The sequence below is a fragment of the Paenibacillus tundrae genome, assembly GCF_036884255.1.
Classification (GTDB): domain Bacteria; phylum Bacillota; class Bacilli; order Paenibacillales; family Paenibacillaceae; genus Paenibacillus.
In genome coordinates this window covers 6,518,875-6,534,616 of the sequence record NZ_CP145605.1, presented here as the reverse complement: position 1 = coordinate 6,534,616, position 15,742 = coordinate 6,518,875, and the positions used below count along the sequence as shown (strand labels likewise).

The 15,742-nt window shown below is 43.8% G+C and carries 13 protein-coding genes; 10 read left to right on the top strand and 3 right to left on the bottom strand.

Going from position 1 to position 15,742, the window contains the following annotated elements; genetic code table 11:
- Positions 1-824 precede the first annotated feature (824 nt).
- The 3 genes from gntK to V6W81_RS29130 form a co-directional block, all read right to left on the bottom strand.
- Positions 825-2,360, bottom strand: a complete 1,536-nt coding sequence (gene gntK, locus V6W81_RS29140) for a gluconokinase (RefSeq protein WP_430701411.1) — start codon at positions 2,358-2,360, stop codon at positions 825-827.
- A 74-nt stretch (positions 2,361-2,434) separates the two neighbouring features.
- Positions 2,435-3,796, bottom strand: coding sequence for a gluconate:H+ symporter (locus V6W81_RS29135; RefSeq protein WP_145045135.1), 1,362 nt, complete (start codon positions 3,794-3,796; stop codon positions 2,435-2,437).
- A 295-nt stretch (positions 3,797-4,091) separates the two neighbouring features.
- Entirely contained in the window at positions 4,092-4,766 is a 675-nt protein-coding gene (locus V6W81_RS29130; RefSeq protein ID WP_338541201.1) for a GntR family transcriptional regulator, read from the bottom strand.
- Positions 4,767-5,450: 684 nt separating this feature from the next.
- Here V6W81_RS29130 and rpmH point away from each other — a divergent pair.
- The 10 genes from rpmH to V6W81_RS29080 all read left to right on the top strand — a co-directional run bounded on the left by rpmH (position 5,451) and on the right by V6W81_RS29080 (position 15,684).
- Positions 5,451-5,585: a 50S ribosomal protein L34 gene (rpmH, locus tag V6W81_RS29125; RefSeq protein WP_024629517.1), complete on the top strand. Its 135-nt coding sequence runs from the start codon at positions 5,451-5,453 to the stop codon at positions 5,583-5,585.
- Positions 5,586-6,001: 416 nt separating this feature from the next.
- Positions 6,002-6,352, top strand: a complete 351-nt coding sequence (gene rnpA / locus V6W81_RS29120; RefSeq protein WP_239290861.1) for a ribonuclease P protein component — start codon at positions 6,002-6,004, stop codon at positions 6,350-6,352.
- 74 nt (positions 6,353-6,426) lie between these two features.
- Positions 6,427-7,305: a YidC/Oxa1 family membrane protein insertase gene (locus V6W81_RS29115; RefSeq protein WP_145045129.1), complete on the top strand. Its 879-nt coding sequence runs from the start codon at positions 6,427-6,429 to the stop codon at positions 7,303-7,305.
- A complete protein-coding gene (gene jag, locus V6W81_RS29110) occupies positions 7,302-8,003 on the top strand; it encodes an RNA-binding cell elongation regulator Jag/EloR (protein ID WP_145045127.1) in 702 nt (233 codons plus the stop codon). The genes V6W81_RS29115 and jag overlap by 4 nt, the downstream gene beginning before the upstream one ends.
- Positions 8,004-8,174: 171 nt before the next feature.
- Positions 8,175-9,551, top strand: a complete 1,377-nt coding sequence (gene mnmE / locus V6W81_RS29105) for a tRNA uridine-5-carboxymethylaminomethyl(34) synthesis GTPase MnmE (RefSeq protein ID WP_145045125.1) — start codon at positions 8,175-8,177, stop codon at positions 9,549-9,551.
- A 223-nt stretch (positions 9,552-9,774) separates the two neighbouring features.
- On the top strand, positions 9,775-11,664 hold the full coding sequence (gene mnmG, locus V6W81_RS29100) for a tRNA uridine-5-carboxymethylaminomethyl(34) synthesis enzyme MnmG (protein WP_338541200.1): 1,890 nt from the start codon (positions 9,775-9,777) through the stop codon (positions 11,662-11,664).
- Positions 11,664-12,386, top strand: a complete 723-nt coding sequence (gene rsmG, locus V6W81_RS29095; RefSeq protein WP_338541199.1) for a 16S rRNA (guanine(527)-N(7))-methyltransferase RsmG — start codon at positions 11,664-11,666, stop codon at positions 12,384-12,386. Before mnmG ends, rsmG begins: the two co-directional genes overlap by 1 nt.
- A 710-nt stretch (positions 12,387-13,096) precedes the next feature.
- Complete coding sequence (gene noc / locus V6W81_RS29090; protein WP_145045119.1) at positions 13,097-13,915, top strand: nucleoid occlusion protein; 819 nt, start codon at positions 13,097-13,099, stop codon at positions 13,913-13,915.
- A gap of 166 nt (positions 13,916-14,081) precedes the next feature.
- Positions 14,082-14,843 (top strand): ParA family protein, encoded by a 762-nt coding sequence (locus V6W81_RS29085; protein ID WP_056697605.1) that lies wholly within the window; start codon positions 14,082-14,084, stop codon positions 14,841-14,843.
- Positions 14,836-15,684 carry a ParB/RepB/Spo0J family partition protein gene (locus V6W81_RS29080; RefSeq protein WP_338541198.1) on the top strand — a complete coding sequence of 283 codons (849 nt, stop codon included), beginning with the start codon at positions 14,836-14,838 and terminating at the stop codon, positions 15,682-15,684. The genes V6W81_RS29085 and V6W81_RS29080 overlap by 8 nt, the downstream gene beginning before the upstream one ends.
- The last annotated feature ends 58 nt before the right edge of the window (positions 15,685-15,742 follow it).

Sequence of the window (15,742 nt, the reverse complement as noted above, 5' to 3'; positions counted from 1 at the left end):
AGACTGTCACTCCTTTTACATGTTCCAAGTGTGGCTTAAGCCATGTTGCAGTGTCGAAATACGAGATATATTGCCTGAATTTATCCCCAAACCTCCACAGGTCGAAAACAAAAAAAGAATGAACAACGGAAAATTGTTCACAACTTTATCCACAGGCTGTTGATAATATTATGGGTCAGATCACATATTCACATCCAAAAGTAATACAATCATAGCAAAAGAAGCCCCGCATTTCAACGTATCGCGTGATTTTATCCACAAATTCAATAACTTGTGTATAATTTTTAACCACAACACAATATATTGTTTATAAATTGTTTAAGTTTCGACATAGCAACCCTAAAGTCAAAATTATTTTATACACAGGTTATCCGTCAAATGATGCCAAAATGTGTGCAAAAGTATTCTTCGTTTGTGAATAACATGATTGTGGATAACTGCAAAGTGAATATGGGTTGTTCCAGACGCTGAAACTAATTAGGGTTGTTCCTCACAGATGTGCTCCATCTTTAAGAGGCTTATTGATTATTGAAAATAGAAGTATATGTAAGGTGGAATTCCTTATCATGATTGCTGAGTTGATCAGATAGAGATCCGACATGAGAATGTACACATAATTGAGGCCAAAAAGAGGAAGAAGCGGGTTGCCTGTAATAGGATATTTATTAAATAGAAGTTGGTCGAAATTGTGATAAAAAGCGCTGGAGATAGTAATAGAGGAAGACGAGTTATCTAGTTAATTATGTAAAAGAAGAAGAGCCAACAACCGAACGGTTGTTGGCTCTTGCATTTAGAATGCGAAATAAGTCAGATCAGCGAACCATCTATAAATGACTAGCAGACATCTTACGCTGGAATTCGGCAATATCGGCGTATTCCTCTTCTAGTTTGCGAGAGATGCGAATATAGATGGGCAGCAGCTCTTGATAGAGGGAGGCATGCTCTTTAATAGGTGTATGACGGTGGGTTGTACCTACCATTGAAGAAACGGCATGAAGTGACTTAATTCGCCCTGTTGCGTAAAGTCCAAGGACAACAGCCCCAAGACAGGAGCTTTCGAAGCTTTCAGGCACGACCACTTCTTGATTGAATATGTCAGACATCATCTGGCGCCATAGCGGAGAGCGCGCAAAGCCACCTGTAGCCTGAATAGAGGTAGGCTGTCCAATCTGTTCTTCCATCGCGAGCAGAACGGTGTAGAGGTTGAAAATAACCCCTTCAAGCACTGCACGTATCATATGCTCCTTCTGATGGTGAAGGGTTAAGCCAAAAAATGATCCACGAGCGTCTGGATTCCATAATGGGGCACGTTCGCCCGAAAGGTACGGATGGAAGAGGAGCCCTTCAGATCCGGGAGTAACACGTTCGGCAATTTTGGTTAACACGTCATAGGAGTTAATGCCGAGCCGCTTCGCGGTTTCTACTTCAGACGCTGCGAATTCATCGCGCACCCAACGGAATAGCATCCCACCGTTATTGACAGGACCACCGATAACCCACAGATTCTCTGTGAGTGCGTAACAGAACGTCCGACCTTTGGGGTCGGTAACTGGGCGGTCAACGACCGTTCGAATTGCACCACTGGTACCGATAGTTGCAGCGACTACACCAGGCTCTATGGCATTTACGCCGAGGTTGGACAATACCCCGTCACTTGCCCCAATTACAAAGGGGGTAGAGGGGGAGAGAGCCATTTTTTCAGCCCATTCTTGATGCATTCCCTCTATTGTATGTGTGGTAGGCACGAGTGTGGATAAATGACCTGGCGTAATGCCTGCGATTGCAAGAGCCTCCGCATCCCAGTCCAGCTGTTCTAAATTGAGCAGTCCGGTGCAGGAAGCGATGGAATGATCGACGATATATTGTCCAAATAAACGGAAGAACAAATACTCTTTAATAGATATAAATTTGGCTGTGCTCTGAAAAAGATCAGGTTCGTCATGGCGAAGCCACATTAATTTGGTGAGAGGAGACATCGGATGAATGGGTGTACCTGTCCGAAGGTAGATGCGGTGTCCTACTCCGTTCTCCTGCAGCTTGGCTGACCAAGCTGCACTTCGATTATCAGCCCAGGTGATGCAGCGGGTTAGCGGTTTGTCGTCCTCTCCCATTGCAATGACACTATGCATAGCTGAGCTGCAAGACACAAATAAGACTTGCTTGGCCATAACACCACTTAGATCCATGACTCCACGCACAGAGCGGATGGCAGCCTGTACGATCTCCTCAGGGTCTTGCTCAGCCACATCAGGGGCAGGTGTATAGAGTGGATATTCTTGTGTCGAGGTACTAACGACTTCGCCCTGTTCCGTGAATAAAACGGACTTGGTACTGGTGGTACCGATATCTATTCCAATCATATAGTTGGTCACGTTGATCTAACCTTCTTTCTCCGGTTACGGAATCGAATCTAAACTCTATAATGAATTTTCATTTATACCACTGTACTTAGCAGCAAAATAAAGATCAGTCCCACGACAGATAATAGTGTTTCCATAACAGTCCACGTTTTGAGCGTCTGTGCGACACTCATATTGAAGAATTCTTTGATCATCCAGAAGCCTGCATCATTCACATGGGACAACACAAGTGAACCTGCGCCAGTAGCGAGTACGACCAGTTCAATGTTGGCACCTGGCGTAAGTGCAAGAACCGGAGCCACAATGCCAGCTGCGGTTGTCATCGCAACGGTCGCTGAACCCGTAGCTACACGAATCAGGGCTGCAACAAGCCAAGCGAACAAGATCACGTTAATGTTGGCATGGGTAGCGACCTCAGCAATGGCATTACCTACACCACTGTTGATTAGTACCTGTTTGAATGCACCACCGCCACCAATAATGAGAATAATGGTCGCCGTAGGCGCCAGACATTCGCTAGTGAAGCGAGACAGATCGTGCTTGGTGAAACCACGTGCAAAGCCGAGCGAAAAGAGGGCGAAGACAACCGAAATGAGCAGGGCAATGATCTCATTGCCGATAAACTCACTAAACACTGTGAAGCCACTTGTAACATTGGGGTCAATGATACTTGCAATTGAACCGATCAGCATTAGAATAACCGGCAGCAAAATGGTAAAGAGCGTAATACCAAATCCGGGCAGGTTACTGCTTGTTTTGGTAGCAAACTGCTCAGCCAGCTCTGCGGGTGGTTCAGTGTGTACCCTTTTGCCGATAAACTTACCAAACAAGGGTCCTGCAATAATTGCTGTCGGAATACCTACTATAAGGGAATACAAAATCGTCTTTCCCAGATCTGCGCTGAACGCTTCAATTGCAATCATAGGCGCCGGATGAGGGGGAACGAGACCATGTACTGTGGATAAACCAGCCAAAATAGGAATACCAATCTGGAGCAAGGACATATTTGTTTTACGGGCAACGGTGAAGATGATTGGGATCATCAGAATGACACCGACTTCGAAGAAAACGGGGATACCTACGATAAAACCAACGATCATCATCGCCCAGTGCACACGTTTCATACCAAATCGATCCACCAGGGTAGTAGCGATGCGTTCAGCTCCGCCAGATTCAGCCATCATTTTGCCCAGCATAGTACCGAGACCAATAACAATTGCAATGGTACCAAGCGTGCCGCCAAGACCACCCGTAATTGACGAGATTACGTCGGCGGGTTTCATGCCTGTAAGTAAACCGAGCATTAATGCAGATAATAAGAGGGTGATAAATGGATTCCATTTATATTTGGAGATCAATACGATTAGAAAAACAATGGCGATCAATGTCCATACCAGTAAAGTAGCATTGTGGGATAGTCCAAATAGAGTGCTCATGCTGTATGCTCCTTCTTCTCATGTTGTATATAACGCTTACAAATAAATGACGGGCACGTATGCAGTAAAGAATGAACTTACGCATGCCCTTAAATAAAAAAGCAGTGGTCATTTTCCTTTAATATGCCTCAAAAATGAAAATAAATCGCATTTTGTATACTTGTCGACAACTTAAAGCGCAATCATTCTTTCGAAAATGATTGCAATCCGAGTACACACCCCATGATCAATCAGGTTGTAGAGGGATCGTTCGTTTGGAAGAGCTTGACGATTACAATGGTTAGCCATCCGATCATCATATATCAAAGCTATCGTGTAAAGTTTTGCCGGAATCCTTGAAGTATTGGCGCACGCCCGCCTGAATTAAGCTTTTATCTCCAGACTCAAGGGCTTGAATTAACAAACGGTGTTTCTCAATTACAGCGCTTACTTTCTGCTCGCCTTGATTAAATACTTCTTTCGTTGTAAGTAACATGACCGTCATCACAACATATCGGATGCTTCGCCAGAGATGTGAAATACGAGAATGCTCAGCGGCTTCAATAATCGTCTCGTGAAAAGTTAGATCCTGGTAAGCAAACTCAACCGCATCTTGATGGCGTCCAGCCAGCTCCATTTTGTCGATGATATTATGGAGTTGTGTAATTAATTGATCTGGAACGGCCCTTGCTAGCCGTTGTTGGACAAAGCTTTCAATTAGAAAACGGACATCATATAACTCTTCGACGTCTTTAATTTTCAATCCGAGGACAACCACGCCCATTCGTTCCAGACGAATTAGTCCTTCATTAGACAATGTTCTCAAGGCCTCACGCACTGGTGAACGGCTACTATCAAAATCAGCGGCAATGCGATTCTCTGATAAAACCTCTTCAGGACGAAGGGTTCCGCTAATAATACGCAGCCTTAGTTCGCAGGCAATCGCTTCCCCTCGGGAAGCACCTTGCAACCAAGAAGATGGAAACAGCATAGTAGGTAACGCTCCTATTCAAATAATCAGTTCCTATTGATCATAGCATAACCGTTTATTGAATGAGCATATGTGATCATAATCGACAAGAATTATAGGGCGACAATTGGTCATCATTAAGGTCAGGGAAAACACCAATAAGTATACTTGTATACAAGATGTAATTTGTATCCTACACCTTTCTTGAAAACTTGTAAACCTCACCGATAAAGCGGATACATTCAATTTTAAATATACGCAGCAGCAAGGAGCATTTCCGAGAAAATCTGGCATGCAATTTTTGTCGTTAATTCGCAAGTAAAGATTACCCCGATCGAAAAGGACACAAACAATTCAGATAATTTAATATCATTATCCACATGTGAATAACTCAAAAGAGTATAATAATGAGGTAATGATCAATATTTTGAGGTGTGGATAACCTGATATCACGATAAACAGTGATTTTAGGAAGGTCGGTGGGGATAACTTTTTGGCGAGTTAACCGTATGTGCCAATTGGAAATTCCAGCTGTTCAGGAAGAGTGCCAGATCGTAGATGACAACGGCGTTTAGAAAGAGGGAGGAGTCGTGTGGATTTCAGTTGACTTTTCCAGTTGTTCGTGGTTAAATATATAAAGGTGTTTTCTGTGAAGATGAAAATGATTCATCACATAAGTATTTCCTTGTAAGGAGGTGCAATACATTGAGACCTACATTCAAACCGAACGTTAGCAAACGTAAAAAAGTTCATGGTTTCCGGAAAAGAATGAGCACAAGCAACGGCCGTAAAGTTTTGGCTGCACGTCGCCTGAAAGGCCGTAAAGTCCTGAGTGCTTAATGCATGTGAAGACCACCGAGGTGGTCTTTTTTTTCTTAATATCAGATCAATTCGGACTTGATGCTTCTACAGATCTGGTCTGAATTGACTTCGAAAAGTCAGAATGCACAACCGAAATGTATGTTGAAGGTTTTCGAAAGCGTACTTTTTTTGAAAACGTACCTTAATATATATAGAACAATTTGTTTTGGCAGAAATGACCGATTCATAGTAATCCAGGGTCAAGGCTTGCCCTCAGTGCAAGTGATTCATACTCATCGCAATAGAATGGGTGTCCAATTCGAGTACTCAGTCGTCATTGATTCGTGATGAAGTTGTGATTAAGACAGTTTACTGTCATTCAAGAAAGCCTATACTAAATCAGTAATGAGGCCTCCGTCAATACATGATGGTGGAGAACAGCAAGGAGAAGCGCCGTGTACAAAAGACTGCGTTTACGAAACCGGGCGGACTTTAGCCGCGTATACCGGTATGGGAAATCGTTTGCCAATCATCAGTTTGTGGTGTATGGCTGCCGCCGTAAAGATACTGAGCAATTCCGAGTAGGTGTATCATGCAGCAAGAAAATCGGAAACGCTGTCGTACGCAACCGGATGAGACGCATGATTAAGGAAATTATACGGCATCACGAGAAAGAGATTGTTACGCAAATGGATCTGATCTTTATTGTCAGAAAAGGTGCGCTGGACATGACCTATCAGGAGATGGAGAAAAGCTTGATGCATGTGATGCGCAAGGCGGCTCTTTTGAAGCCTAATAAAAGGTAAGCCTTGGTTTATTTGTCCTCCTAATTATGGTATGATTTACGGTGGAATGGAATGGTTAAGAGAGGGGTTATGAAGTGTCGCGATTGAAGACATCAAAGGGGAAGTGGATTCTCCTCATTGCAGTTATTGCAATGGTCGCTGTATTAGCTGGATGTACTCCGCAAGGAGCCGGGGTTACTACAGAAGATCTGAAGAACAGTGATTCATTCTGGCAAAGTAATGTAGTCTACTGGTTCTCTTATGCACTCGATACGTTCGCAGAATGGTTCAGCGGCGAATATGGACTAGCTGTCCTAGTCATGGTGCTTATTGTCCGGACATTGATTTTACCATTGACGATGAAGCAAGTTCGCAGCTCCAAAGCAATGCAGGCTATTCAGCCGCAACTTAAGGAGATTCAAGCCAAGTATAAAGATACACCTGAGAAAGTTCAGCAAGAAACGATGAAGTTGTTTCAGGAGAACAAAGTTAATCCGATGGCCGGGTGTCTGCCTCTTATCATTCAGATGCCGATTTACATCGCACTTTATAACTCCATTTACGGAAACTCCAGTCTAAGAACTCACGATTTCTTGTGGCTTCAACTCGGAGAACCGGATCACCTGTTTATTTTGCCAGTGCTCGCTGCCATCACTACATTCATTCAAACATGGATGATGATGCGTATGAACCCAGCACAGCAGATCGGTCCAATGCAGTTCATGCTATGGGTGTACCCGATTCTGATCTTCGTTATGTCGTATCAGTTCCCGTCCGCCTTGCCGCTCTACTGGTTCTACAGTAATATCTACACGATCGTACAAAACTATTTCCTTTACCGGAATAATGATAAAGTCGTGGCTGAGGTCAACGTGAAGCAGAACAGCTCTTCCAAAAAAGGAGCTAAACGCAAAAACGGTGGCAAAGCGACCGTCTCTGGAAAAGGGTCGAAAGGGGCCAAAAAATCGAAATGACCAAAGTCATTGCGTCAGGAAAAACCATTGAAGATGCTGTAAACCAAGGATTGGCTGAGCTTGGCGTGAGCCGGGACAAGGTCGAGATACAAGTGTTAGAGCAGCCGTCAAAAGGATTCCTGGGTTTGATCGGAGTAAAGGCGGCGAAAGTAGAAGTTAAGCTTCTCCCTGTACCCGAAGTCGTAACAGAGCCGATCAAGCCAGCCGCGTCTATCTCTCAGATGCATGAAGCACCTGAGGATGTCGCAGCTAAAAATCCCTATGAGGAAGCGGCTGCTTTCTTAAAAGAAGTGGCAGCAGGTATGGGACTGGATGTTGAGGTGCATATCAAGAAACAGCGCGATGGACATGTCTTCAATATTGCTGGAGAAGATCTCGGCATGATCATTGGCAGACGTGGGCAAACGCTAGATGCTCTTCAATATCTAACAAACATTGTAGCCAATCGTTATTCGGAGAGTTTCGTACGCATTGTGCTTGATGCAGAGAACTTCCGTCAACGTAGACGGAAGACGCTGGAGGATCTGGCTGAGCGATTAGCTGGACAAGCCATTCGTTCTGGTAAGGAAGTTGTACTAGAGCCAATGCCACCACTAGAGCGCAAAGTGATTCATGCGAAACTGCAAAATAACCCGCAGATTAAGACATATAGTAAGGGCGAGGAGCCCAATCGGCGTGTGGTCATTATGACGAAATAACACGAAATTGAAGACGCAATGGCTGCCTGCCCCGTGCAGAAGCCATTGCTTTTTTCGTACAAAAGCCTTTTATATTTAACTACCCATGAGGTAAGCGTAAGCCTTTTATTAGAAATGATATGGCGTCCAATCCTGGGCGGCAATTTGAAAATAGAGCAAGGAGAGATAACCATGATCAGTGATACGATCACAGCAATATCAACGGCTGTCGGAGAAGCGGGAATTGCCGTGATCCGGATCAGCGGCCCGGATGCAGTATCAGAGACAGAGAAAATTTTTCGCAGTAAAACACCATTAACACAGGCTGAATCCCATACCGTTCACTATGGTCACATCATTGAACCAAGTACGGGAGAAAAGGTTGAAGAGGTACTAGTTACCGTGATGCGTGCTCCAAGATCATTTACAACAGAAGATGTGGTGGAGATCAGTGCCCATGGTGGTGTTGTATCTGTCAAACGTGTAATGGATCTGTTACTCCAGCTTGATATTCGTCTGGCTGAGCCGGGTGAGTTCACTAAGCGGGCGTTTCTTAATGGGCGAATCGATCTGTCACAGGCAGAAGGCGTTATGGATCTCATCCGTTCCAAATCAGACCGTGCTTTCTCCGTTGCTCTGAAGCAAGTGGAGGGCAAGCTATCTAGTAAGCTTCGTGATCTAAGACACACACTGGTCGAAACGCTGGCACATATCGAAGTGAACATTGACTACCCGGAGCATGATGTGGAGTCACTCACGGCTGATTTTATTAAGGAAAAATCCAGTCTAGTCATGACTGAAATTGATAAATTGCTAGTCACCGCTGAACAGGGCAAAATACTGCGTGAAGGGATTACAACAGCCATTGTTGGACGACCTAATGTAGGGAAATCCTCATTGCTCAATGCACTTGCTCAAGATAATCGAGCAATCGTCACAGATATTCCGGGTACAACGCGAGATGTTATTGAAGAGTTTGTTACGATTAATAATATCCCGCTCAAGTTGCTCGACACAGCCGGCATTCGTGAGACGATGGACGTCGTTGAGAAGATTGGTGTCGAACGTTCCCGCTCTGCAGTTAATGATGCTGATCTTCTATTGATGGTCATTAATGCGGCTGAGCCTCTGCATGTGGATGAGATTGAATTGTTGGAACAAATCCGCGGTAGACAATCAATTATCATTATGAATAAAATGGACTTAACTCCGCAGGCAGATCGTGATGTGTTGCTTCGGTATATTCCAGAAGATCGCATTGTACCGATGTCGGTAAAAGATGATCTCGGTGTAGATCGCTTGGAAGAAGCAATCTCAACATTGTTCTTCAGCGGTAAACTGGAGTCGGCGGATCTCACATATGTTAGTAATGTGCGTCATATTGCGTTGCTCAAAAAGGCCAAACAGTCTCTTGTAGACGCATATGAGGCAGCAGAACAGTTCATTCCTATTGATATGATTCAGATTGATGTGCGACTCGCTTGGGAGCACCTAGGTGAAATTGTAGGAGATACAGCACATGATGCATTGATTGATCAGATTTTCTCCCAGTTCTGTCTAGGAAAGTAAAATTTGCAGGCTTGCACGTGTATCAAAAAGGTGTATGATAGATGAGTTCAATCCCTATTATAGGTGATGTATTTTAGAGTTAGATGAACAATGACCTATTGTTTTGATATAGATGTTACGGATTTTTCAAAATTCAATTTACGATTAGGCAGTCAGACGTCTAGTTGTTAGAACCGATCGTATATCATATAAGGTGTGCGACGGTATAAGGGGGTAAACAAGAATGGCTTTTGATGGCGGTAGTTATGATGTTATCGTCGTTGGCGCAGGACATGCAGGTGTAGAATCTGCACTAGCGGCAGCACGTATGGGTTCCAAAACACTGATGATCACGATCAATCTGGATATGGTGGCCTTCATGCCTTGTAACCCATCCATTGGTGGACCAGCAAAAGGGCATGTTGTGCGTGAAATTGATGCACTTGGTGGAGAAATGGGTCGAAACATCGACAAAACATTTATCCAGATGCGGATGCTAAACACAGGTAAAGGGCCGGCAGTGCACGCACTGCGCGCTCAAGCAGATAAATTCTCTTACCAGCACAAAATGAAAGAAACGATGGAGAATGAACGTAATCTGACCATGCGCCAAGGTATGGTAGACCGTCTTATCGTAGAGGATGATAAGTGTGTAGGTGTAGTGACACAGACTGGCACTGAGTATCGTGCTAAGGCGGTCGTCCTGACTACAGGAACCTATCTACGCGGTAAAGTAATCATGGGTGAATTGATGTATGAAAGTGGACCGAACAATCAACAGCCATCACTCAAATTGTCCGAGCATTTGCGTGAGCTTGGCTTCGATCTGGTTCGTTTCAAAACAGGTACACCACCTCGTGTGCACAAGGACACGATTGATTTTAGCAAAACCGAAATCCAACCAGGCGATGACGAGCCGAAATTCTTTTCTTACGAAACAGAATCTTCTGACAATGAGCAATTGCCTTGTTGGCTGACATATACATCTGTTGAAACTCATCAGATTATTAACGATAATCTACACCGTGCGCCAATGTTCTCGGGTGTCATTGAAGGTACAGGCCCGCGTTATTGCCCATCGATTGAAGATAAGATTGTTCGATTTAGCGATAAACCGAAACATCAGATTTTCCTTGAACCAGAGGGTAAAAACACATCGGAATACTATGTGCAGGGTCTATCGACAAGTCTGCCAGAGGACGTTCAGCTGGCTGTTCTACGTTCCATCCCAGGTATGGAAAAAGTAGAAATGATGCGTAACGGCTATGCGATTGAATACGATGCAATGGTACCTACACAGCTCTGGCCTTCGCTCGAAACAAAACGTTTACCAGGTCTGTTCACTGCAGGACAGATTAACGGTACATCTGGCTACGAAGAAGCAGCTGGGCAAGGTGTAATGGCAGGTATTAATGCGGCACGTAAAGTGCAGGGGAAAGAGCCAGTTATTCTTGATCGTTCCCAAGGATACATTGGAGTTCTGATTGACGACCTCGTAACAAAAGGAACCAATGAGCCATATCGTTTGCTGACATCACGTGCGGAATACCGCTTGTTGCTTCGTCATGATAACGCTGATCTTCGTTTGACTGAAATTGGTCATGATATCGGATTGATCACCGAAGAACGTTACGCAAAATTCCTCGATAAAAAAGCTAAAGTAGATGCTGAAGTTGAGCGTCTGAAAGTAGCAAAAGTACGTCCTGTGGAAGTTAATGCGAAACTTGAAGAAGCGGGCTCAACACCGATTCAGGATGGAAGCACATTGCTAACCTTGATGCGTCGTCCTGAACTGGGGTATGACTGGATCGAGCAGATCTCACCACCTGAAGTTGAACTGACTGCTGATATGAAAGAACAAGTCGAAATTCAAATCAAATATGCGGGTTATATTGAGAAACAATTGATCCACGTGGAACGTTTGCAAAAGATGGAGAAGAAGAAGATTCCGGATACGATTGAATATAATGAAGTTCACGGACTTGCGATGGAAGCGAAGCAAAAGCTCTCTACGATTCGTCCAATCTCGATTGGGCAAGCTTCCCGTATCGCTGGGGTTACACCAGCAGATATCTCCATTTTGCTTGTCTACTTGGAGCATTATAACCGTGTAACCGCAGCAAGGGGACAATAATGGACGCTATCCAACAGCAACTACAGTTGCGTTTGAAAGAACATGGATTAGAGCTGAATGAACTTCAGCTGGAACAGTTTGAATTATACTTTCAGGATCTTGTTACCTGGAATGAAAAGATGAATCTGACGGGCATCACTGAGCGGGAACAGGTTTATACGAAGCATTTTTATGATTCGGTGTCCCTAGCTTTTTACACGGATATTTCCAAAGTTGAAAAGCTGGCTGATATCGGATCGGGAGCGGGCTTCCCGGGATTGCCACTTAAGATTTGTTTTCCACACTTAAAGTTAACAATTATTGATTCATTGAATAAGCGTATCGGTTTCTTGCAGCATGTGGTGGATCATCTTGGTCTGACAGACGTTGAATTGATCCATGGACGAGCAGAAGAGCTTGGACGTAAAGAAGGGTATCGGGATAGTTATGATCTCGTTACGGCACGAGCAGTTGCCAAGCTAGCTGTATTGAATGAATTCTGCCTGCCATTTGTACGCAAAGGTGGATTCTTCGCTGCGATGAAGGGTGGCGACCCGCGCGAAGAGATGAAGGAAGCGGAGTTCAGCTTCAACCAGTTGAAGGGACGAGTAAAAGCAGTCCATCCATTCCAGCTACCGGTGGAGGAATCTGAGCGTCATATTATTCTCGTTCAGAAGTTTGATAAAACACCTCATAAGTATCCACGCAAACCAGGTACACCACTGAAAACACCTTTGGTGTAATTACAGGTAGCTCAAGCAGATTAAGTACAATAGTGCATCTTTGTTAATGCAACGCATTAGCAGAGTGCACTATTTTTTTGTGGATGTGAATACAGTTGAGGGATGGGTATAACCAAAAACGAATACTGAGTAGAGTTTAAAGTGTGAGGAGTTTAAATCATTCATCTGCGAGTAAGTTAATTTATAGGTTTAAGCTTGTTTGAGGCATGGCTGACTGGATTGGAATATAAAGTCGAAAATGTGATTCTTTTATCAATGGAACGTGTGATATTTAACGAATGGAGATCATTGCCGTGTAGATAGCACCTTCAGCAGGTGATGTTTCACGTGAAACATTCTTCTTTTCTAAAATACGTAAGGGAAACGGCTAACCATATAGTGAAAGAAATACCCTCCGAAAAGAAAATACCTCTTCCGTATTGTTCAATTTGAATGAATAAAAAGCAGGAAAATTAAGAGCGTTTAAAGAATAGGTAAACATAGGATTATGATAGAAAAGATGATAGAATAGAAGTATCCGATTCTCTGGTTCAGAGATCATAGATTGATATAGATGAATAGACATTTCATACAGTAAGTCATTGAATTAGGAAGTGTTAGTACAGGCAAAACTTATTCGACAAACGACGGTATATATGGGGTCGCATATTGAATAAGAAGCACCTGCATTACAGCAGGAGCTATTACGAAACTAGGTGGTAATATACGGAATGAAAGAACAATTTTCGAAGTTGTTTGGTTTGGCGGATCGCAATAACGGAGACGAGATAAAACAAATTCCGGTCAATGAAATTGTGAGCAGCCCGTATCAACCCCGTACGATCTTTGATGATGAAAAAATTGACGAGTTGTTGCAGACGATCAAGACACATGGGGTTATCCAACCTATTGTCGTCCGCGTACGAAATGGATCATATGAGATTATTGCTGGTGAACGTCGCTGGCGTGCAGTTCGAAAGCTTGGTCTGGATCATATTCCAGCCATTGTACGTGAATTCAACGACTCACAGGCTGCATCCATTGCATTGATTGAGAACTTGCAGCGTGAAGGACTAACATCGATCGAAGAAGCGGTGGCCTATCAGAAACTAATTGATTTGCATCAGTTGACACAAGAGAGTCTAGCACAGCGTTTGGGTAAGAGTCAGTCGACGATTGCCAACAAAATTCGTTTGTTACAGCTTCCTGAAGGTATTAAAGCAGCTCTAATGGAACGGAAAATCTCCGAACGACATGCAAGAGCGTTACTTTCACTAGATACAGAAGAATTACAGATGAAGCTGCTTGCTGAAATTATTGAAAAAGAACTCAATGTGAAGCAAACGGAAGCACGTGTTGCCTTCTACAAAGAAGCCTCTAAAATTAAAAAATCGAAACGTATTTCATTCACCAAGGACGTTAGACTTGCACTGAATACGATTCGCCAATCGATTGATATGGTTTCCGGTTCTGGTCTGGATATCAAAACGAAAGAAGAAGACCACGAGGATCATTATGAAATCGTTATCCATATCCCGAAACGCAAATAATTGAAGCTTCAGGCGGCAATAGGCCGCTTTTTCTGTCTATAGCACGGAGAATGACATTGATAGAGGAAATGGTAGTTGTTGTTGTGTGGACGATAGCCACCTGCTTGGTGTTAAATGTAGCTTATAACCTACAAGAAAAGACTCCTATTTATTTGAGGTGAAGGTATTGTCTAAGATTATGGCCGTAGCAAATCAAAAGGGCGGTGTGGGGAAAACGACAACATCTGTTAACTTGGGTGCAGGACTGGCTTCACTCGGGAAAAGAGTACTACTTGTCGATATAGACCCTCAGGGGAACACAACCAGCGGAGTCGGAATCAATAAAGCAGATGTGGCTAATTGCATATATGATGTCATCATTAATGAAGTTCATCCTCAGCAGGCTATTGTAGAAACTCAAATCGAAGGACTTCATATTATTCCTGCAACCATTCAGCTCGCTGGAGCCGAGATTGAATTGGTATCTACGATATCACGCGAAGTTCGCCTGAAAAAATCACTCGCCATGGTGAAAAACAATTATGATTACATACTGATCGATTGCCCACCATCCCTTGGCATGTTGACGATTAACTCGTTGACCGCCTCCGATTCGGTGATCATTCCGATTCAGTGTGAGTATTATGCACTTGAAGGTTTGAGCCAACTGCTCAATACCGTTCGTTTGGTTCAGAAACATCTGAACACCTCTTTGCAGATCGAAGGCGTGTTGCTTACGATGTTTGATGCGCGTACGAATCTGGGAATTCAAGTCATTGAAGAAGTTAAGAAGTATTTTCAGCAAAAAGTGTATTCAACGATTATCCCGCGTAATGTTCGGCTTAGTGAAGCACCATCTCATGGACAGTCGATTATTACGTACGATCCCCGTTCCCGGGGAGCAGAAGTATATCTAGAGCTCGCAAAGGAAGTGATATCATATGAGTAAGCGGCTCGGAAAAGGTCTGGATGCCCTCATTCCATCGCTTTCAATTAATGATGATGACAAAGTCGTTGAGATCCCGATTAGTCAATTGCGGGCAAACCCTTATCAACCTCGAAAAGTATTTGATGAGGATGCAATTCATGAGTTGGCTGAGTCCATTCGCCAGCATGGGGTAATACAGCCGATCATCGTACGTACCGTGTTGAGAGGGTATGAGATTATTGCTGGTGAACGGCGTTTCAGAGCTTCTCAATATTGCGGAAATGCTACTGTACCAGCAGTAGTTCGTAATTTCAGTGATCAGCAGGTTATGGAAATCGCACTGATCGAGAATCTTCAGCGTGAGAACCTAAATGCTATGGAAGTTGCAGTTGCCTATCAAGGGCTCATGGATCAGTTCGCCTTGACTCAGGAAGAGCTGTCTGTAAAGGTGGGCAAATCTCGATCCCATATTGCTAATTTCTTGAGATTGTTATCTTTACCGGATGAATTGAAGGATCATGTTTCACGTGGAACACTATCAATGGGTCATGCTCGTGCCATTGTAGGTGTGAAGGATCTTGATATGATGAAACAACTTGCTAAACAAACCATTGAGCAACAATGGAGTGTGCGTGAGTTGGAAGAAGCAGTTCAACAGTTGGATCGCGCTAAAGCACTCGAGGGCAAAGCGAAATCTAAACTGAAGAAGAAGGATCCATTCATTGATACAGTGGAGGAGTCCCTTCGGGAGCGGTTCAAAACAACTGTGAAAATCAAGCATAGCAACAAGGAAAAAGGTAAAATTGAGCTCAACTACTACAGTAAACAAGATCTAGAGCGGCTACTCGAACTGCTGCAATAGATGATGTTTCACGCTCGATAACAACATGCGGGGCTTTCTCATGGGATGACATATCGCC

What these genes read in the sequence shown, in the direction of transcription:
- gntK (WP_430701411.1), bottom strand. Translation starts at nt 2,360, where the DNA reads ATGATTGGAATAGATATCGGTACCACCAGTACCAAGTCCGTTTTATTC.
- V6W81_RS29135 (WP_145045135.1), bottom strand. Translation starts at nt 3,796, where the DNA reads ATGAGCACTCTATTTGGACTATCCCACAATGCTACTTTACTGGTATGG.
- V6W81_RS29130 (WP_338541201.1), bottom strand. Translation starts at nt 4,766, where the DNA reads ATGCTGTTTCCATCTTCTTGGTTGCAAGGTGCTTCCCGAGGGGAAGCG.
- jag (WP_145045127.1), top strand. Translation starts at nt 7,302, where the DNA reads ATGACCAAAGTCATTGCGTCAGGAAAAACCATTGAAGATGCTGTAAAC.
- mnmE (WP_145045125.1), top strand. Translation starts at nt 8,175, where the DNA reads ATGATCAGTGATACGATCACAGCAATATCAACGGCTGTCGGAGAAGCG.
- mnmG (WP_338541200.1), top strand. Translation starts at nt 9,775, where the DNA reads ATGGCTTTTGATGGCGGTAGTTATGATGTTATCGTCGTTGGCGCAGGA.
- rsmG (WP_338541199.1), top strand. Translation starts at nt 11,664, where the DNA reads ATGGACGCTATCCAACAGCAACTACAGTTGCGTTTGAAAGAACATGGA.
- noc (WP_145045119.1), top strand. Translation starts at nt 13,097, where the DNA reads ATGAAAGAACAATTTTCGAAGTTGTTTGGTTTGGCGGATCGCAATAAC.
- V6W81_RS29080 (WP_338541198.1), top strand. Translation starts at nt 14,836, where the DNA reads ATGAGTAAGCGGCTCGGAAAAGGTCTGGATGCCCTCATTCCATCGCTT.